This window comes from Natrinema altunense (genome assembly GCF_000731985.1).
Lineage (GTDB): Archaea > Halobacteriota > Halobacteria > Halobacteriales > Natrialbaceae > Natrinema > Natrinema altunense.
In genome coordinates, this window is record NZ_JNCS01000001.1 from 314,454 (window position 1) to 334,068 (window position 19,615).

At 67.9% G+C, this 19,615-nt stretch carries 12 protein-coding genes; 7 read left to right on the plus strand and 5 right to left on the minus strand.

The genetic code is table 11. From position 1 onward, the window contains the following. The first annotated feature begins 52 nt into the window (after positions 1-52). Positions 53-442, plus strand: a complete 390-nt coding sequence (locus ALTAJ2_RS01700; protein ID WP_007110572.1) for a hypothetical protein — start codon at positions 53-55, stop codon at positions 440-442. A 150-nt stretch (positions 443-592) separates the two neighbouring features. Here the strand turns inward: ALTAJ2_RS01700 and ALTAJ2_RS01705 are convergent, their stop codons facing one another. Continuing rightward, positions 593-997, minus strand: a complete 405-nt coding sequence (locus ALTAJ2_RS01705) for a CBS domain-containing protein (RefSeq protein WP_007110571.1) — start codon at positions 995-997, stop codon at positions 593-595. Positions 998-1,188: 191 nt separating this feature from the next. On the opposite strand from ALTAJ2_RS01705, the gene ALTAJ2_RS01710 reads away from it, so the two are divergent. Genes ALTAJ2_RS01710 through ALTAJ2_RS01720 form a run of 3 tightly spaced genes read left to right on the plus strand, consistent with a single transcriptional unit; the run spans position 1,189 to position 8,126 of the window. Beyond that, the gene (locus ALTAJ2_RS01710; protein WP_007110570.1) at positions 1,189-3,432 is read left to right on the plus strand and encodes a PD-(D/E)XK nuclease family protein; all 2,244 of its coding nucleotides are present in this window, start codon (positions 1,189-1,191) and stop codon (positions 3,430-3,432) included. Further along, entirely contained in the window at positions 3,425-4,456 is a 1,032-nt protein-coding gene (locus ALTAJ2_RS01715; RefSeq protein ID WP_007110569.1) for a PD-(D/E)XK nuclease family protein, read from the plus strand. Before ALTAJ2_RS01710 ends, ALTAJ2_RS01715 begins: the two co-directional genes overlap by 8 nt. Next, positions 4,449-8,126, plus strand: a complete 3,678-nt coding sequence (locus tag ALTAJ2_RS01720; protein WP_007110568.1) for a UvrD-helicase domain-containing protein — start codon at positions 4,449-4,451, stop codon at positions 8,124-8,126. The genes ALTAJ2_RS01715 and ALTAJ2_RS01720 overlap by 8 nt, the downstream gene beginning before the upstream one ends. Before the next feature lie 176 nt (positions 8,127-8,302). Here the strand turns inward: ALTAJ2_RS01720 and folP are convergent, their stop codons facing one another. After that, the gene (folP, locus tag ALTAJ2_RS01725; protein ID WP_007110567.1) at positions 8,303-10,879 is read right to left on the minus strand and encodes a dihydropteroate synthase; all 2,577 of its coding nucleotides are present in this window, start codon (positions 10,877-10,879) and stop codon (positions 8,303-8,305) included. 203 nt (positions 10,880-11,082) lie between these two features. Between folP and ALTAJ2_RS01730 the strand changes: the two genes are divergently transcribed. Both ALTAJ2_RS01730 and ALTAJ2_RS01735 read left to right on the plus strand, forming a co-directional pair. Beyond that, positions 11,083-11,451: a cupin domain-containing protein gene (locus ALTAJ2_RS01730; protein WP_007110566.1), complete on the plus strand. Its 369-nt coding sequence runs from the start codon at positions 11,083-11,085 to the stop codon at positions 11,449-11,451. A gap of 145 nt (positions 11,452-11,596) precedes the next feature. Continuing rightward, positions 11,597-12,553, plus strand: coding sequence for a hypothetical protein (locus ALTAJ2_RS01735; protein ID WP_007110565.1), 957 nt, complete (start codon positions 11,597-11,599; stop codon positions 12,551-12,553). Between the two features lie 106 nt (positions 12,554-12,659). On the opposite strand, the gene ALTAJ2_RS01740 is transcribed toward ALTAJ2_RS01735, so the two are convergent. Beyond that, on the minus strand, positions 12,660-12,902 hold the full coding sequence (locus tag ALTAJ2_RS01740) for a hypothetical protein (protein ID WP_007110564.1): 243 nt from the start codon (positions 12,900-12,902) through the stop codon (positions 12,660-12,662). 126 nt (positions 12,903-13,028) lie between these two features. Continuing rightward, positions 13,029-13,811 (minus strand): ABC transporter ATP-binding protein, encoded by a 783-nt coding sequence (locus ALTAJ2_RS01745; RefSeq protein WP_007110563.1) that lies wholly within the window; start codon positions 13,809-13,811, stop codon positions 13,029-13,031. Positions 13,812-14,047: 236 nt separating this feature from the next. Between ALTAJ2_RS01745 and ALTAJ2_RS01750 the strand changes: the two genes are divergently transcribed. Beyond that, complete coding sequence (locus tag ALTAJ2_RS01750) at positions 14,048-15,715, plus strand: hypothetical protein (protein ID WP_007110562.1); 1,668 nt, start codon at positions 14,048-14,050, stop codon at positions 15,713-15,715. A 557-nt stretch (positions 15,716-16,272) separates the two neighbouring features. Here ALTAJ2_RS01750 and carB read toward each other — a convergent pair. Then, positions 16,273-19,449: a carbamoyl-phosphate synthase large subunit gene (gene carB / locus ALTAJ2_RS01755; protein ID WP_007110561.1), complete on the minus strand. Its 3,177-nt coding sequence runs from the start codon at positions 19,447-19,449 to the stop codon at positions 16,273-16,275. Positions 19,450-19,615 lie beyond the last annotated feature (166 nt).

Here is a 19,615-nt window from a genome sequence, read left to right on the forward strand (position 1 = left end):
ACGCGAGCCGAGCGGGCGTAGAGCCAAGGGGGTCGCCGGAGAACGAAAACATATGGGAAGAGAGACCACACCACCCGAGGAGCCGAGGTCCGTCGAGGGGGACCGAACGGACTCGTTCGACCTCGAGTGTGCGGAGCGCGTCCGGATCGGGGTCACACGCGGGGAAACCGACCTCGAGCTGGGGCCGCCGCGTGACTATCCCGACCGGGCCGACGTGTCGGTGCGGCCCGAATCCGCGGACGAGCACCGCGTCGTCCTCAGTATCGACGCGATGGCGGGGGACCACGGGACGGGGCACGCCGACGTCGAACTGACGCCGACCGAAGCCCGTACGTTACGGGATCGACTCGGCGACATCGTCCGCTGGATGACCGAAGACGACGACATCGCTGCGGATGCACCCGGCCATACCGATTCCGATCCGGACGACAGTCGCCACTGAACGGGGCACACACCTGACTCCACAGCGGCGTGCGATGGGTGTGTGCTCCGGTTCGGTTGGGGGTCTGAGCCACGGCCGAGTCCGCGTCGCGGCGACTCGCTCGAGCGGTGGCTCGAGGACGGCTTTCACCCCGAGTGATCGGCCCGGCGGCTACTCCGGGCTCGGCGACTGGACGCGCGAGAGGTAACCCGCCAGATCGGACGTGGTGACCATTCCGATGACGCCCTCGTCCTCGTCGACGACCGGAATGTGATGGAAGCCGCGTTCGACCATCACGTCGGCGGCGTCGCGGATGCTGTCCTGCGCGGACGCCGTCACGACGTCGCTGCTCATGTACTTCGAAACCGGGGTCTGGTCTTTCGGCTTCTGTTCGGCGACGATCCGAACGAAGTCCGTCGTCGTCAGGATTCCCTCGAGTCGGTTGTCGTCGTCGATGACGACGACCGAACCGATCTCGTTGTCGAGCATGTCCTGCGCGGCGTCCTCGACGAGCGTGTCCGGCGTCACCGTGTGCAGTGACGAGGACATGACTCGAGCGACGAAAATATCCTCCATACCTTACAGTACTCGGGATCCGTTATAAGGGTTGCCGGACTACCTCCGTTCGAAACGCTGACACGGATCGGGCGACACCCGAGCCGGCTCGGTCGCCGTCGACCCGCGGCCATCGGCCCCGCTCGCCGACCGGGATCGAATCGTGCCCACATTTAAATACGAATTCCGCCATACTCGGTGACGTACGACCGATGGCCACGCCGCCTACACTCGACGGAACCTGTAAGCTCCTCCCCGCACCCGCGCCGGGCAGCGACGTGTTCGCGACGGTCGCCGCGGAGTACGCGGCCCTCGCCGCGGAACACGGGCCGCGGAACGTCCTGGTCCTGAAACGCCATCCGGCGGGTCTCGAGTCGGTGGCCGAGGCGCTGGCCGACGCCGGTCGCGGGCGGAACGACGGTGGACCCCGCTCGCCCCGGCTCGAGTCGCTGCCGGAACACGCCTCGAAAACGATCGAGGAGTACGATCCGACGCTGGACCGCCTCGAGTACGAGGAGCGTATCGAACTCATTTCGCTCGTCATCGACGGCGCGAGCCGATCGGTCCCCGACTACCTCGAGCGTGCCGCCGACCACGAGAGTTTCGCGCGCGACGTGGGACAACTGCTGCTCGCGGCGACCCGCCAGCGGCTCGACCTCGACGACCTCGAGTCGCCCCACGACTGTCTGGCCTTCCTCTACGCGATGAACGATCGCTTTCACGCGGAACTCGAGGACCGAGGGTACGTCGAGCGGGCGGACGTGATCCCGCGAGCGGTCGACCTGCTCGAGGCGGACGCGGACGGCGTTCGGTCCCGGGTGACCGCCTCCTTCGACGCCGTCTTCGCCGTCGAATTCGAGGAGTACCGCCGCCTCGATCGCCGGTACCTCGCGGCGCTGTCCGACGACGCCGACCTCGTCTGCATCGGCGAGCGCCACGCCAGCGTCGAACGAACCCGGGTCGAACCGGGCTGTCTCGAGGACGTGGCGAGGGACGCGGGCCTCGAGATCGAGCCGCTCGAGCCCGTTTCCGCCGGCGAGACTGCCGATGGACCGCCACATCACCCCGTCACGCGGTTCCTCGCGACGGGTGACCGACCGGAAGGACGCAACGATACCGACGCCGGACCCGCTGCGGGGCGACCGGTCGGTCGGGCCCGACGCATCCGCACCGAGACCGCCCGCGAACAGGTTCGGGCAGTCGCCACCGAAATCCAGTCGTTATCGGACCGCCACGGCTGGTCCTACGACGAGTTCGCCGTCGCCGTGCCGCGGATCGAGCGGGTACCGGAGACCAGACGCCGCCTCCGGGACGCCGGCGTCCCGACGGCGACGATCGGGACCCCCTCGCTGGCCGAGGACCCCGCGGTCAACGAACTCTACGCGGTCGTCACGTGCCAGTGCGAGCGCCACGACGACAGCGACGCGCTCGAGCGACTCGATCGCGATCCGTCGCGGGGATCGAGCGATCCTCGAGAGGTCTCGCTGAATCGCCTCCGGGCTCGCGTCCCCGAGTTCTCGACCCGCATGCTCTCCGAAACCGATGGAGCGAGCGTTCGCCGTTCGCTCGAGCGCTGGATCGGTCGAACGGACCTGAAGGGGCGAATCGCCCGCGAGGAAACGTGGGTCGACGCCCGCGAACAGTACGAGGGTATCAGACGCGTCCTCGAGATCGCCCGGTTCGTCGAGGAGACGGATCTCGTGGGACCCGACTGGCAGGGCCTGCGCCGAATGCTCCGGCGAACGATCCGGTACGACGCGCCCTACGTCCACGCGGTCGAGACGCGGCCGCCGGTCGGCGGCGTCACCGTCTGTGCCGTCGACGACCTGAAGTACGATTCGCGGCAGGCGGTTTTCCTGCTCGATCTGATCGACGAGACCTATCCGGGAGAGCAGTTCCTCACCCAACTGTTCCCGTCGGCGTGGCTTCGCACCATGCCGGCTTATCCCGCGGTCACCGACCCGTCGCTCGGGGAGACCGCGGAGACGTTCGCACCGGTCGACGCGACCGCGGTCGGCGACCCGTTCGAGACCTACCACGCCCAGCGGTCCCGCAGGCGACTCGCACTCGGTGCACGCGCGGCCGAGCGTGCCCTCTACCTGTGCTCCTACGAGCGCGGTGCCGGCGGCCTCCAGCGGACCCACGACGAGTCGCGCTACCTGAAACTGCTCGAGTCGACGCCCGGTCTCACGCTCGCGGACGTCGACGCCGCGGCCGGCGCGGCGATTCACGGCGAAACGAACGCCGTCGAGGCGTTGCTCGACCAGCCCCGCGGCGAACTCGAGCGGGTGCTCCGGGAAGCCAGCACCGGCGGCGAGGCCGATCTCGGCGCGACCGAGGCGCTGTTCGAGGAGATCGCGGTCGTGCTCGAAGACGGCGATATCGACGACGAACTCGCCGAGGCGATCCGCTCGCAGTTCGAGTTCGCCGCGGGCGAGGTGGTCCGCGATGACTGACGACACGGCGACCGCCACGCTCGACGTCGACGGCCTCCGCACCGCGCTTCACTGTCCGCGGCGATACGAGTTCGCCCACGTCCACGGGCTCGCGGGGAGCGACGACGACGCGGTCGCCGACCGCGTGGACGTGCTGCGGTCCGCCATCTGTGACGCACTCCGGAGCGGCGAAACCGATCGGGAAGCGCTCGAAGCCGTCGCCAGCGATCGGCTCTCGACGCTGTGGACCGATCACGACGAGCCGTTTCACTCCAGCACCCAACGCCGTCACGAGCGACGGGTGCTCGAGGCGACGCTGTCGGCGTACCTCGATCGCGTCGGGACGGACCACGCCGCCGGGATCGAGCGACTGGACGCCGACGCGACCCGTGGCGAACTGATCGGGCCGGCGCTGCCGCTCTCGAGCGCTGTCGACGTCGCCGACGGGCCACACGCGGCCGAGCGAGTGCGGATCGACGCGACGGTGGACTACGTCTACGGGGACGGCTCGTCGATCGTCGGCGTCCGGTTCGTCCCGACGCTCGCGCCGCTCGGTCGGCTTCGCTACCGGTCCGACTGGGAAGGCGACGTCGCCGACCGCTTCACCGATCACTTCGACGACGGGTCGCCCACGTTCGAACCGGACCCCGTCGGCTCGCTCCTCGAAACCGCCGTGGTCATCGACGGGCTCCGCGGCCTCCGCGACCGGCTCGAACTCGGCGACCGACCCTGTCGGTACGTCCAGATTCCCCTCGCCAACCGCTCGGCAGCGACGGTAAACTGGGTTCAGGATACCGTCGAGACGAGCCTCGAAGTCGCCGATCTCACCGACGTGTACGTCGACCACCACACCTACGGCATGACACACGATCACCGAAACGAGACCGTCGACGACCGCCTCGAGACAGTGACCGCGAGCCTGCTCGCGGGGTCCTTCGATCCGTCCGACCGATGGGAGCGGATCGAGGAACACGCCTGTCCGGACTGTGAGTACACCGTCTGCTGCCAGGAGTACATCGCAGGGGAGGTGCGGTTCGATGGCTGACGAATCGGGGGCGGCGGATATCGACCCCAAAGGGAACCAGCAAGCGGTCATCGACAGCCACGCGGCCTGTACCTCGGTCGACGCGGGTGCCGGCACCGGGAAGACGACGACGATGCTGCTCCGGATCGAGCGCGCCATCGAGCGGGGCGACGTCGATCCCGACGACGTACTCGTGCTAACGTTCGCGAACGAGGCGGCCGCGAGCATTCGGGCGGCGGTCAGCGACCGCCTCGAGCCCGACGCCGCCGCGGCGATCGACGTCTACACGTACCACTCCTTCTGTTACCGGCTGGTCCGCGAGTACGCCTACTATCTGGGCTACTCGCCGGAGTTCGACGTCGTCACCGAACGGACCCGCCGCCGGCTCATCGACCGCCTGCTCGCGGACAACGACTACGATTTCGCGGCCGCGACCCGCAACGACGGCTCGCCGGCCGATCTCGTCGATGCCATCGACCGGTTCATTCGGGCGATGAGCCGAGAGGACATCACGCCCGACGACCTGCAGTCCGGACTGCCGCCGGTGCGGACCCTCGAGCTGTGCAACGAGTTCGTCCTCCGGCTCGAGCGGACCGCCGGCGAGGATCTCTCGTTCGAGGCCGAGGCGCTGCGCTACTTCAATCGGGACACGCACCTCGAGACGGCCCGGGAGTCGCTGATCGACTACGGCAAACTCGTCTCCTACTGCCGGGAGAAGATCGCGGAGGCACCGGACGAGTTCCGCGAGGACGATCTGGTGCGGGACATCGACCGCTACCTCCGGGTGCTCCAGCAGTGCGTGACCAACACGATCGACGCGCTCTCGCTCGAGGACCGGACCACGAAGCATCTGCCGCGGGCGTTGTTCGGCAACCGAATTTGGGGGCAAGCGACGAGCCGGATCGAACAGACGCCGTTCGGTCGATTGAAACACTACGTCGAGTTCCTCCGGCTGGCCCGCCACTACGCCGACGTCTACGCGGACTACCACGACGTGCTCGAGGCCGAGCGGGCGATGGACTTCGACGAGCTGGTGCGGACGGCGACCGGGTTGCTCGACGACGAGGCCATCGCCAGCGAGATTACCGGTCAGTGGTCCCAGGTCTACTGCGACGAGTTCCAGGACACCGACGCGACCCAGTTTGCCCTGGTGACCGAGCTCACGGACGGCCCCGACCGGCCGGACCTGCTCGCGATCGGCGACAAGGACCAGGCGATCTACGGCTGGCGCGGGACCGACCGCGAGGGGCTCGATCGCCTGGCCGCCGCCTACGACGACCACGAGGCGATCGAACTCGAACTCAACTTCCGCTCGCAACAGGAGATCCTGGCCCTGACCAACGCCTGCGATTACGGCCCGCAGTCCTCGAAGACGCTGCGGGAGGACGGCCGAGTGGCCGGCAGCTACGACGAGGACGAGCCGCCGGACCGCGTCGTCAAAGTCGAGAGCGACGAGGTCCCCCAGTCGACGCCCGAGCAGGTCGCGACGACGGTCTCGCGGCTGCTCAACGGCGAGGCGGCGACCGTCCCACGGCGGTCGCTCGGCGATATCGCCGTCATCGTCCGAACCAACCGCCACGCGCAGGCGGTCGCCGACGAACTGCAGGAGTTGCAAATCCCCTACGAAATCTCCGGCTCGCCACACGGCGACATCTCGCCCGGGATGCGGACCGTCCTGTCGTATCTCAGAGTGCTCGTCGAACCGGACGCGGACGCCCACCTCCGTCGTGTGCTGCTCTATCGCTACCGCGTCACTGCCGACGACCTCGCGACGCTGCAGCGACGGGACGGTTCGCTGTACGACGCCGTGACGAACGGCGACCTGTCGGCGCTCGACCTCGAACAGCCCGACCGACTCGAGACGGTCCGTACCCACCTCGAGCGACTCGAGCGGTTCCGAGACGTCTATCCGCTGTCGGGGTTCGTTCGACGGTTCCGGGAGCTCACCCGGATCGAGTGGTTCTGTGCGAGCGAGGAGCGAGCCGGGTTCGATCGCCTCGAGCGGTTCGTCGAAGCCTACGAGTCCGATGGCGTCGTCCAGTCGCTGTCGACCGCGTTCGTGGACGCGCTGACACGGACCCTCCAAAGCGGCGGGAGCGACCGAACGCGGGGAACTCGCTCCGCGGACTGCGTCGACGTGATGACGGTCCATCAGGCCAAGGGCCTCGAGTTCGATACCGTCCTCGTCCCCTACCTCTCGGACGAGGAGTGGTGCGTCGACGGCGACTACGTCGAGCGGGCCCGCTACCGGCTGCTGGCCGCCACCCTCGACGACGCGGTCGACTCGCCCCTGCTCGCCGATCTCGCCACCGAGCGAGTCGCCGAGGAGTGGCGCGTGCTCCACGTCGCGCTCACTCGAGCCGCGGAACACCTGTTCGTGTTCGGCTCCGACTACGAGTACGACGGCGGCGACGACGAACTCGCGGCGGCGACGGCCGAGACCTGCCTGGCGAGTGACATCGAGTGGTCCGTGACCGGTCAGCGGATGGACCTCTGGGCGTCGCTGACCGAGAGCTTCGAGCGGGTGCGGGAGGTCTATCCCGAGACCGTGGTCGATCGCACCGAGGAGATCGCCGCCTCGGCCGGCGAGAGTCCGGGCACGATCACCTACTACGCCGACTACGGTGCGCGGCCCGTCGAACCCCTCGAGACCCGCGCGGCGATCGAGACGGTCCACCGGCTGGGTCGACTGCTCCGCGACGGGACGCTGTTGTCGGCGGCCGACGCCGCGAGCCACGGCTCGCTCGAGACCGAAAGCGGTGACCGAGCGGCGGCGGACGCATCGCCTCGAGTCCCCAGCGGTCGGCGACTCTCGGCGCTGACGACGGATACGGTCCGGTTCCCGGTCGACACGCTCGCGACGGCGACGGAACTGCCGGTCGCGATGCGACACAGCTACTCGGCGATGGAGACCCACGAGACCTGCGCGCGGAAACACTACCTCGATCACGTCGTCCGAGCGATCGACGACCCGGCGGCCACGATGGGCGAGCAGGCGGCCGTGGCGAACAGGGGGTCGCCCGCAGCGACCGACGAGCCCGCGTCGCGACTCGTCGGCACCGTCTTCCACGACGTCGCCGAGGAGGCGTTCCATCGCGAGTATCGCACCCGCGAAGCGTGGCGCGAGGCCGCCGTTCGACAACTCACCGCCCGCGATCTGCTCGCACACCGCGATGCGGTCCTCGCCTGCATCGACCGCTACTTCGACGCGACCGCGCCGGCCTTCGAGCCGCCGGTCGCCGACTGGGAGCCCCTGGCCGCGGAACTCCCCTTCTCGCTCGAGGACGTGGCCGGCGTGACGGGGGACATCGTCGGCTACGTGGACTCGGTCCGGCAACACCCCGACGGCGGGCTCGCGGTGCTGGACTACAAGGCCACCGCGGAGCGGATCGACCCCGACGACGCCGCCCAGTTGTCGCTCTACGCGCGGGCTTGCGAGGAGCGGTTCGACGAGCCGATCGCGGCCGTCGGCTACGTCTACGTCGGCGACATCGACGGCCCTCGCGTCGACCTCCTCGAGCCCGGCGAGCTACCGTCGTGGGAATCGGTGCTCGAGACGCTCGCGGCGGTCGACGAGCCGTCGTTCGCGGAGACGACGCCGGGAGACCACTGCCGACACTGTCCACATCGGTCGTTAGGGTGTGGGCCGGCGGCGTACACGCCCGACAACGACGGCGTGGGCGGCGACTGAGCGTCGACGAGCGTTCGACTTCGCGTCGGCTCCTCGGAACGACTCCACACCACTCCAGAAACTCGTTTTCGAGGCTGCCGTTCGGTCGCGCATGTGAACGGACGCGGCCGTCGAACGGTCCGAGTCCCGTCCCTTGACCGGTCTCTTCGAGACGCGCCCCGATCGGAGAACGGGGATTACGACTCCCAGTCGAACCGCTCCGGGTCACGCGCGGCGAGCGCCGTCCGGACTGCGGCGACGTTCTCGGGAACGTCGTGGACACGGACGAGATCCGCCCCGCGGTCGGCCGCGAGGGCACTGGCCGCGACGGTCGCCTCGAGTCGGTCGCCGGCCTCGCGGCCGACCTGGCCGAACATTGACTTGTGGGAATGGCCGAAGAGGACGGGACAGCCGAGCGCGCGGAACTCGTCGATCCGGTCGAGCAACTCGAAGTTCTCGCTGGCCGACTTCCCGAAGCCGATCCCGGGGTCGACGATGATTTGGTTCCGGTCCAGCCCCGCCTTCTCGGCCAGCAAAATGCGTTCGGAGAGTTGATCGATCACGTCCGCGACGACGTCGTCGTACTCGACATCGCGATCGGGGACGACCGGCGCGTCGATGCTGTGCATCACGACCAGCCCCGCGTCGTGTTCGGCGGCGACGAATCGCATCTCGGGGTCCTCGAGCCCCGACACGTCGTTGATGATGTCGGCACCGGCCTCGAGCGCGGCGTCGGCGACGGCGGCTCTGCGGGTGTCGACCGAGAGCAAGGCATCGAGATCGGCGATCCGTTTGACCACGGGCACGACCCGGTCGAGTTCCTCCTCGACCGACACGGGGTCAGCGCCCGGCCGGGTCGACTCCCCGCCGATATCGATCACGTCGGCGTCGGCCGCGACCATCTCCTCGGCGCGGGCCACGGCGTCGTCGAGAGCGTCGTACTCGCCGCCGTCGTGGAAGCTGTCGGGCGTGACGTTCAGAATCCCCATTACGGCCGTCCGATCGGTCCAGGGGTAGTCCGGACCGCTCGAGCCGTCGGCTGGCCGATCGGGCGTTCGAGGCCGGCCGGCGGCCCCCGTCGGTTCCGTCGCGTCGCCGTCGGCGTCCATCTCGTCGGCGACGCTGGCATCGGGTCCGGCGTCGACCGCGAGCGTGTCCCGCAACTCGCGGGCGACATCGGTCAGACCGTGGGGTCGCGAGCGCGTCTCGAGGGTCTCGACGAGCGCTTCGAACTGGGCGAGCGTGCCCATCAACACGGCGTCGACGGGTTCGTCGTCGCGCTCGAGGCCCGAAAGTGCGCATTCACCGCCCAGCCGCAGCAGTTCCTCCTTGAGGACGGTCGCCTGTCGGTCCCGAAGCGCCGTCCTGACGACTCGGTGGACGGCGTCGCCGTCCAGTCGCTCGACATCGCCCGCGGCGACGTTCGCCTCCGCGAGCGCGTCGCGGGCGTCGGAGCGGTCGCGGACGCGCTTTGGAACGTCGGTACGGGTCCATCTCGATCGGGCCTCCGCGACCGCGAACAGCGACCCGGTGACGAGCACGCAATCGTCACTCCCGGCGTCGCCGAGGGCGGTCGCGAGCGCGTCCGGGACCGCGGTCTCGGTACGGACGGTCCCGACGCCGGCGTCGGCGAAGACATCGGCGAGGACGGCCCGATCCTCGGCCCGGTCGAGGGTCGGTTCGGTCGTCACGACGGTGTCGGGCGTCGGCAAGGCGGCGGCCATCTCGCGGTGGTCCTTGTCGTGCATCGCGCCGAAGACGAGGTAGAGGTCGTCGTAGTCGTACGTGCCGAGGGTCTCGGCGAGGCCCTCGCAGGCCCCCGGGTTGTGCGCGCCGTCGAGGACGGTCAGCGGCTCCGTATCGAGCACCTCGAACCGGCCCGGCCAGTGGGCGCTTCGCAGGCCACGCGCGATCTCCGCCGTCGAAACGTCGCCGACCTGTCTGGCGAGGGTGGCGGCGATGCCGGCGTTTTCGGCCTGATGCTCGCCCAGCAACGGAATCCGCGTCTCGAGGTCCCACACATCCGCGTCGATCGAAACGGCGGCTTCGGTGTGGTTCGTCCGCCCACCGTAGGCGACCCGAACGTCGGGGTTCGAAGCGGTGCCGTCGTCGGCCTCCGTCGCCGCTCCGACGGTGACGACCGCGCCGGCGACATCGCGGATCGTCTCGAGCGGGCTCCCGGTGACGCCCGTGACAAGCGGCGCGTCGGCCGGGGCGACGTGGGCCTTGTCGCGGGCGATCTCCGCGACGGTATCGCCCAGGATGCCCGTGTGCTCGAGGGTCACGCTCGTGACCGCGCTGGCGACCGGATCGACGACGCTCGTGGCGTCGTACTTGCCGCCGATACCGACCTCGAGAACGGCGATGTCGACGTCCTCGCGGCCGAACTGCCAGATCGCCATGGCGGTCATCGTCTCGAAGAAGGTCGGGGACTCGCCGTCGGCGCCGCGCTCGGTGACGTACTCGCGAACGGCGTCGACGTAGTCACAGACGGCCGCCCGCGACATCTTCCGGCCGTCGACGCGGACCCGCTCGCGGAGGTCCTCGAGGTGTGGCGAGGTGTAGAGGCCGACGGAGTAGCCCGCCTCCCGCAGCGTCCGCTCGAGCATTCGGGCCGTGCTCCCTTTCCCGTTGGAGCCGGCGATCTGAACGAAGTCGACGGTTTCGTGTGGGTTCTCGAGGTGGGCCAACAGCCGGGCCGTCGACTCGGTGCCCGGCTTCGGGCGGAACCGTCGCAGATCGAAGAGGAAATCCGCCGCCTCGTGATACTCCATACGAAACCAGAGAGCCCGGCCATTTTAGAGTATTCCGTTCCGGGACTTGCTCGCGTCGATCTCCCGGCAGGGACGCGGCGACCGCTGGCGGATCGGGCGTCGAATATCCACCGCCAATATGTTCGGGGGAAGACCGACCCCGACGAGGGACGTCGGGTCGAACACGTCTTCGGCGAGCCCGAATCGCCTGGCGGAGATCACCCATGCCAATAACCGACTTCGACAGCGAACGGACGTACGACGAGGATCGATTCAGCACGCGGCCCGTGTTCCGGAGCGACCGGATGAAGGTCGTGCTCGGCTACTTCGAGCCGGGGCAGTTCATTCCGGTTCACGCGCCCGGCAGTGACGTCGCGATCTGTATCCGCTCGGGAACCGGCGTCGTTCGAGAGGGCGAGACCGAGCACGTGGTCGGTCCCGACGACGTGGTCGTCGTCGAGGCCGATGTCGAACGGGGGGTCCGAGCCGACGACGAACGGCTCGAGGCCCTGCTCACGACGAGTCCGCCGCCGACCGACGCCGAGCATGCGCCCGTTCGCGAGGGACTCGAACGCGGCGTCTTCGATCCCTGATCCGATTCCTGTTCAGTCCCGTACCTTCGACCCGTTCCCGAGTGACCGATAGATACGGCGTCGGGACGTTCACGAGCGGTCACAGTGGAATATATGTTGTTGGGCGTGTGACAGCAAGTGGAGAGTCGGACATCCGGGATACGCTATGGGTGAGACACCGCAAAGCCACCTCGCGGACGGCCGGCGGACCGCTCGTCGACGGACGTTCCTCCGCGCCGTGCCGTGGGTCGGAACGGCGCTCACAGCGACCGGTACTGCCGCCGGGAGCGCGACGGATCGGGACTTCCCGCCACCAAAACGTACCGAGTGGAGTGAGCCGATTTCGCTCGGCAACGGCGAGTTACGGACGTTTACCACGGTCGCACCGTCGGGCGATCCGACATACCACGGCGTCGTCCTCGACCGCGACGCGCTCACTGGACTTCCGTCAGCCGCAGAGTTGCGAGCCCGGGCAGAACGCGGCGAGCCCGGGGACAAATACGGGCCGACCGGCACGGCCCTCGAGATCCATCACGCGTGGTCACAGGAGTTCTTCGTTCCGTTTCCCGAGACGGCGGCGACGCCGTTTACCTTCCTCGGCCTGACCTGGAACCCGGAGGGCCACCCGCCACCGGGGACCTACGACGTTCCGCACCTCGACGTTCACTTCCACATGCTCGAGGCGGAGACGGTAGATACCATCGACGGCCCGAGGGCAGCGGCGTACACCATCCCGGAAGCCCGCCTTCCTGCCGGATACACCCGCGTTCCCGAACCGGGGCTCGACGGCGACTTCGCAGTCGTCACGGACATGGGCGAACATCTAATCGACCCCGGCGCGCCGGAACATACCGACGGCGAGTTCACGAACACGCTCATCTGGGGTGCATACGATACGACCGGCAACGGGCGCGGCGAACTCACATTTATCGAACCGATGGTGACGAAGCGCTACCTCGAGACCGTGACCGGCACCGATCGGTACGAGATCCCACAGCCGACGCTGTATCCGACGGCCGGTTCGTATCCGACGGCCTATGCGGTCCGCGATGTCCCGAGCGACGATGCGATCGCGATCACGATCGAAGCGTTCACGCCCGTGGGTCGGACCGAACAGCACTGATCTCCCGTCCGGTTCGGGACGCGAGACCGGATGCCGAACGGAGAACGGTCTCGAGCGCCCGTTAGCGGTCCAACTATCGACTCGAGCGGCGGATCGGACCGGACGGTCACGTTCCGCGCGGTCTCGTCGGCGGGCGGAAAAACAGGGCGTCGAGCACGGCGATGGCGGCGATGGAAACACCGGCGAGAAGCGTCGTCTCAGCCGAGAGATCGAGGAGGCGACCGACGAGGCCGGCGACCGCGAAGGCCGTCGGAATCAACCCCAACAGGAGGTCGTATCGGTCGATCCGCGAGACGTACTCGGCGAGTCGAGACCCCGTATCGACTCCGGTGATGTCTCTCCATCCCATCGATGCACACCTCTCGCTGGGACGTACGATCGCCCCTCACTAAAAACATATGGAAGCGAGTGGCGCAGAACGGAGCTCCGTCGCCATCCATCGATCTCAGGCAGCCACAGCGGCTCGTCGGGTGCGTCACTCCGCGGCTCGCTCCTGCCCCAGTTCGCCCTCGCCGTGTTCGCGGGTGATCTCGAGGAAGGCATCCTCGAGACTGCGGGCGTCGCCGGTCTCGGCGCGGGACTTGAGCCGCTCGGGGTCGCCCTCGGCGACGAGTTCGCCGCCGTGGAGCACGCCGATCTCGTCGGCCAACTCGTCGACGACGGGCAGGATGTGTGTCGAGAGGAAGACGGTCATCTCCCGATCGGCGAGGTCGGCGATCGTGTCCCGCATCGTCCGGGCGGCGCGGGGATCGAGTCCGCTCGTCGGCTCGTCGAGGAAGGCCACCGCCGGTTCGTGGAGGACCGCCTGAATGACGCCGACCTTCTGGCGCATCCCCTTCGAGTAGTCCTCGATGCGCTTGTTCGCGTCCGCGCGCAGATCGAACCGCTCGAGCAGCGACGCGATGCGCTCGTCGGCCGTGTCCGCGGGCATGTCACGAAGACCGGCGGCGTACTCGAGCTGTTCCCGGCCGGTGAGTTCGTCGTAGATCGGCGGCTCCTCGGGTAGGTAGCCGATGTGCGGGGTCACCGATTCGCGGTCGGCGATGGAGTGGCCGGCAACCCTGGCCGTCCCGGCGGTCGGTTTCGTCAGCGTCGTCAGCATCCGCATCGTGGTCGTCTTCCCCGCGCCGTTGGGACCGAGAAAGCCATAGACCGTGCCGCGCTCGACGGCCATCGTCAGATCCGAGACGGCGACCGTCTCGCCGTAGCGTTTGGTCAGTCCCTCGGTTTCGATCGCGGGGGCGTCGGCGGCGCTCATACGAGTCCTTCAGTCTCGGTATAATTAAATGTGTATCACAACGTACAGGAGTCCCGTCGCCGGCCCGCGTACCGACCGGGACTCGGACCGGCGCTCGACGACACTGATCGAGCCCCACCGGCACGGCGGACGCGGGGAATGACAGCAATCCAAACGGTTTACTGGGAGCGCGACACGATTCCGACCATGAGACTCGATCGCCCGCTCGCCCCGTCCCCGAAACGAGGTGTTCGCTGATGGGACTCGCCGCCGCTTCGCTGTCGATCACCAGAGCCGAGTTCCGGCGGACCACTCGAGCGGTCGCCGGTAACCGGACCAGACTGGTCCTGATGGCGACGGTTGCGCTGTTCGCACTCGGCCCGATCACGGCTGTCGGCGTCCTCTTGCTTCCGGAACTGGGGGAACACGCCGCCGACGGGACGCTCTCCGCGGCCGACGCGGCGACGGCAACCGACTACGTCACCGGTGCCACGGCGGTCGTGTGGGTGTTTCTGGTCTTCATGGCGGTCATGCGGACGATCACGACCGTCGCCGACATCGATCAGCCGGCTTTTCTCCTGCTATCGACCCCGGTTCGAAACACCGTCGTCGGCGTCGTCGCCGCGGAAACAGCCCGCTTTGCGGTGTGGCTGCTGCCGTCGACGGTGCTCCTCGCGGCGGCGTTCGCCGCCGGTGCGGGAACCCCGCTCCCGGTACTCGCGGCACCGCTGTTGGTCGGGAGTTGCCTGCTCACCGCGTTCCCCGTCGGGTTCGCCGTGGGCATCTGGATCCGTCACCTGATCACCACCTACGAACCGATCGCCCGGTACCGGATGCTGCTGTTCGCCGCGTTCTGGGCACTCTACCTCGGCGCGGTCACGACCGGCGGGTTCGACGTGATCATGGAAACGCTGTTCGTTCGACTCCGGAGCAGTCCGCTCGGTTGGCCCGGTCACCTCCTCCTGATCGGCGTCCCCGGCATTGATCCGTCAGTTCCCGCGCTCGGCGGCACAGCCGTCGGCTCAGTAGTCGTCCTCGGGCTCGCCTTCGCGGTCGGAACCGCCGGCGCGCGGACACACTGGTTCGCGGACCCGGCCCGAACCGACGACGAGGAACCTAGCTCGGAAACGTCCGACGATCGGCTCGCCGAACTCCTCTCAGGGACGCTCTCGCGGCCGGTTCGGACGGTCGCGGTGACCGCGATCCGTCGCACGAAACGCTCGCCGATCCGACTCGCGTACGCCGGGTACCCCTTGCTCGGCAGCGTCGCGTTCGCCCAACGGATCATCGAGGCCGGAACCGTCCCACGGTTCGTGGCCGTCTTGCTCTGTCTGTACGTCGTCTGGGCTGCTGGCGTGCTGTTCACGCTCAACCCCCTCGGCGATCTCGGGCCGGCGCTGCCCGCCGTCGTCACGTCGACGCTCACCGGTCGACAAGCGATTCGCGGTCGAATCGCCGCCGGCGCGCTCGTCAGCGTTCCGCTCGCGCTCCTCGTCTCGGTCGTTACGGGCATCGTCAGCCCGCTCTCGCTCGAGCGCACCGCCGCACTGGTCGGGGCCACCGTCGTCGGTGCGATCGCGACGCCGGCCCTGGCCGCCGGGATCGGCTCGGCGTTCCCTCGCTTCGGGAGCGTCAACGTCACTTCAAACCGCGAGGCCGTGATGCCGAGCAAGACCGCCTTCCTCGTCTACACGCTGGCGATCGCGCTGCCGGCGATCGCGGCCGCCAGCCTCTACCTCGAGGCCCCCGAAGCGATCGCCGGCCTGCTCAGGTCGGTCACCGCGTGGACGCCGCTCCCCGCGGTCTCGCTGTCCGCCCGCACGATCACGACCGGTGCGTGGATCGTCCTACTCGCCGGGCTGCTCGCCCCGCCGATCTCCTATCGCTACGCGGTCGAGCGGTTCGACTGGTACGACTTCGAGTGACTCGGCGATCGGGTCAGCAATCCCCGCCGGCCGGCAGTACGCGCGGTTTCGCCCCGAACCGCGCCCGGGAACGCCGAACGGGCGACGAGATCGTCGATCGAAGCGGCTACCGACGAGGCAGGACGGGCGACGCGACAGGACAGGCTCCGTGACGGCGAAGACGACGACTGTGACGACGACATCGTTTCGACTGCGGGTCCGAATCGAACGCGTTACTGTGAATCGATCTCGTCCGGCAGATGATCTACGCCGTATGCCTGTATTACTTGACGAATATGGAAGTTCTTCTCCGACGGATCGTCGCTCTGTAATGCTTTCTCGAGGTGTTCCATACAGTCATCAGCTAGCTTCGGCATCTTACTACGATCGTAGTTCGTCACAGCACTAAAAAGCATATATCTTCCTATAACTATGGCAGGCAGACATTGCTAACGGAATGGAACGTGGCGTCGATCGATCGGTTCGAGCGTCGACACACCGCCTCGCGACGGAATCGACACCGGCCGACAGCAGCGTCACGACGATACGGTGTCGGGAGTCGACCGGGCCAGGCGTCGTTACTCCGCGGAGCCCCACTCGCCGACGTGCGTCGGGCGGTCGGTGACCGACGCGACTTCGAGGTCGCCCTCGAAGCTCTCGAGCGCTTCGACGTAGGCCTCGGCGCTCGCTTCGGTCGACAGGTAGGGGAGTTCCTCCTCGACGGCCATCTCCAGCGAGTCGCGGTCGCGGCTGACGACGAAGTCGACCTTCCCCTCACGGATAGCTGCCGGTACGTCGTCGAACTCGGCCACGTCGAAGTGGGTCTCGAAGCCGTCGACGTCGAGATCGACCACGGCGGTCCCCTCGCTGACGGCGTTGTCGGCGGCCTGCTGGGCCTTCCAGTAGGCCGTGCCGAAGTCGCTTGCGGTGCCCATGACCTCGCCGGTGGATTTCATCTCCGGGCCGAGACGCGGGTCCGAACCCGGCAGGCGGTCGAACGGCAACACGACCTCCTTGATGGAGGTGTGGTCGGGGATCTGCTCCTGGGCGTCGAGGCTCTCTAAGGTCTCGCCGGCCATGACCTTCGCGGCGAGTTTGGCGATCGGGACACCGGTCGCCTTCGAGACGAAGGGCACGGTCCGCGAGGAGCGCGGGTTGGCCTCCAGCACGTAGACCTCGCCGTCGCGAACCGCGAGCTGGACGTTCAGCAGTCCCTTCGTTTTCAGCGCCTCGGCGATGTCCTCGGTCACCTCGCGGACGCGCGCTACGGTCGCTTCGTCCAGCGAGCGCGGCGGTATCATACATGCGGAGTCGCCGGAGTGGACCCCCGCCGTTTCGACGTGTTCCATGATGCCGCCGATGATGGCGTTGCGGCCGTCCGAGACGGCGTCGACGTCGAGTTCGATCGCGTCCTCGAGGAAGTCGTCGACGAGGATCGGCTTGTCCGGCGCGACGCGGACGGCTTCCTCGATGTAGGTCCGGAGTTCCTCGTCGTCGTAGACGACCTGCATCGCGCGCCCGCCCAGCACGTAGGAGGGACGCACGAGGACCGGGTAGCCGATATCGTGGGCCAACTCGAGGGCTTCCTCCTCGGAGAAGGCGGTCCCGCCGTCCGGCTGCGAGATTCCCAGTTCGGCCATCAGAGCGTTGAAACGGTCGCGGTCCTCCGCGAGGTCCATCGCCTCGACGGACGTGCCCATGACCTCACAGTCCAGCCCGCGGCGTTGCAGTTCGTCCTCGAGCGGTTCGCCGATGTTGACCGAGGTTTGGCCGCCGAACTGGACCATCACGCCGTCGGCACCGGTCGCCTCGGCGACGTCGGCGACCTCTTCGGCGGTAATGGGCTCGAAGAACAGGCCGTCGGAGGTGTCGTAGTCGGTCGAGACCGTCTCGGGGTTGTTGTTGACGACGTAGGCGTCGATGCCGAGTTCGCGCAGGGCGCGGACGGCGTGGACCGAACAGTAGTCGAACTCGACGCCCTGGCCGATACGGATCGGGCCGCCGCCGACGACGATCACGCTCTCGATATCGCGGTCGACCTCGAGTTCGCCCGCGGCGGCGTCGCCCAGCAGCGGCCCCGATTCGAACTCCGACTTGCGAGCGGAGTAGTAGTACGGCGTCTCGGCCTCGAACTCGCCGGCACAGGTGTCGACCTGCTTGTAGGTGCGACCCGGGACCTCGGTTTCGACGGTATCGACGTCAGCACCGGCGGCCGAGGCGATCGTCGCGTTGGTGTGGCCGGCGATCGCGGCCTCGGTGAAGTCGCCCTCCTGGGCCGCCAGCGTCGAGTCTGCGATGCGCTTGAGACGCTCGGTGTACCACTCGAAAATGCCCGTCAGCTCCTGGACTTCCTCGACGGTGTAGCCGCGCTCGAACGCCTCGAACATCGCGTAGGGGCGGTCCGGCGACGGGCGCTCGAGGTAGCGCTCCTCGAGTTCGTCGTCGCTCACCTCGGCCCAGTCGACGTCGGGTTCGTACTCGCTCGAACGTAAGGCTTTGAGCAGCGACTCCTCGAACGTGCGGCCGATGGCCATCGCCTCGCCGGTCGACTTCATCGCCGTCGTCAGTTCGAAGTCGACGTCGTCGAACTTGTCTTTGGGCCACCGGGGGACCTTGGTGACGACGTAGTCGATCGCGGGTTCGAACGCCGCCGTCGTTTCGCCGGTGATCTCGTTGTCGATCTCGTGGAGGCGCTTGCCCAGCGCGACCTTCGCGGTGACGCGAGCGATCGGATAGCCGGTCGCCTTCGAGGCCAGCGCCGAGGACCGGGAGACGCGGGGGTTGACTTCGACGACGCGGTACTCGCCGCCGGGGGTGCCGTCGTCGTGCCACGCGAACTGGATGTTACACCCACCTTGGATACCGAGTTCGCGGATGACCTCGAGCGCGGCGGTACGCATCTCCTGGTGACCTTCGTCGGGGACGATCTGGGAGGGTGTGACGACCGTCGACTCCCCGGTGTGGATGCCCATCGGGTCGATGTTCTCCATGTTACAGATGATGATACAGGAGTCGTCGGCGTCGCGCATGACCTCGTACTCGTACTCGACCCAGCCGGCGATCGACTCGGTGATGAGGACCTCGCTGTTGCGGGAGAGGCGCAGCCCCTTGCGGACGCGGCGGAGGAGTTCGTCCATCTCGTGGACGACGCCGGACCCGGAGCCACCCAGCGTGTAGGTCGTGCGGGCGATGACCGGCAGGCCGCCGACTTCGTCGACAGCGGCTTCGACGCGCTCTCTCAGGTCGGCCTCGGTCATCTCCGAGACTTCTTCGTCCTCCTCGAGCGAGATGGTCGTCGAGGCGGGGACCGGCTGGCCGATCTTCTCCATGCGCTGGCGGAAAAGGTCGCGGTCCTCCGTGGCATAGATGGTATCGAGCGGCGTCCCCATGATCTCGACGTCGTACTCCTCGAGGACACCCTCCTCCGCGAGTTCGGCGGTGACGTTCAGGCCGGTCTGACCGCCCAGGCCGGCGATGACCCCGTCGGGGTTTTCCGCCCGAATGATCTCGGCGATGGCGTCGGTGGTGATCGGCTCGATGTAGACCTCGTCGGCCATCTCCGGATCGGTCATGATCGTCGCCGGGTTCGAGTTCACGAGGACGACGCGAGCGCCTTCCTCCTGGAGCGCCCGACAGGCCTGTGCGCCCGAGTAGTCGAACTCGGCGGCCTGTCCGATCTGGATCGGGCCGCTCCCGATCAACAGGATCGTGCGTCCGTCCCCCGTCTCGCCGTCTGCGGCGGTGTCCGTACTCATTTGTCTTGTCGAAACGGAGTTCGTACATCGTAATAAGCCCCACGATACAGTACGAATCTCGAAACGGCTTTTCGAAATTCGAATTCAACCGTCGACGTCACCTCGATCCGGGCCGCGTTCGCAACGGTCGCGGGTGGTTCGGTGATTGGGTGTGACTCTCTTCCGC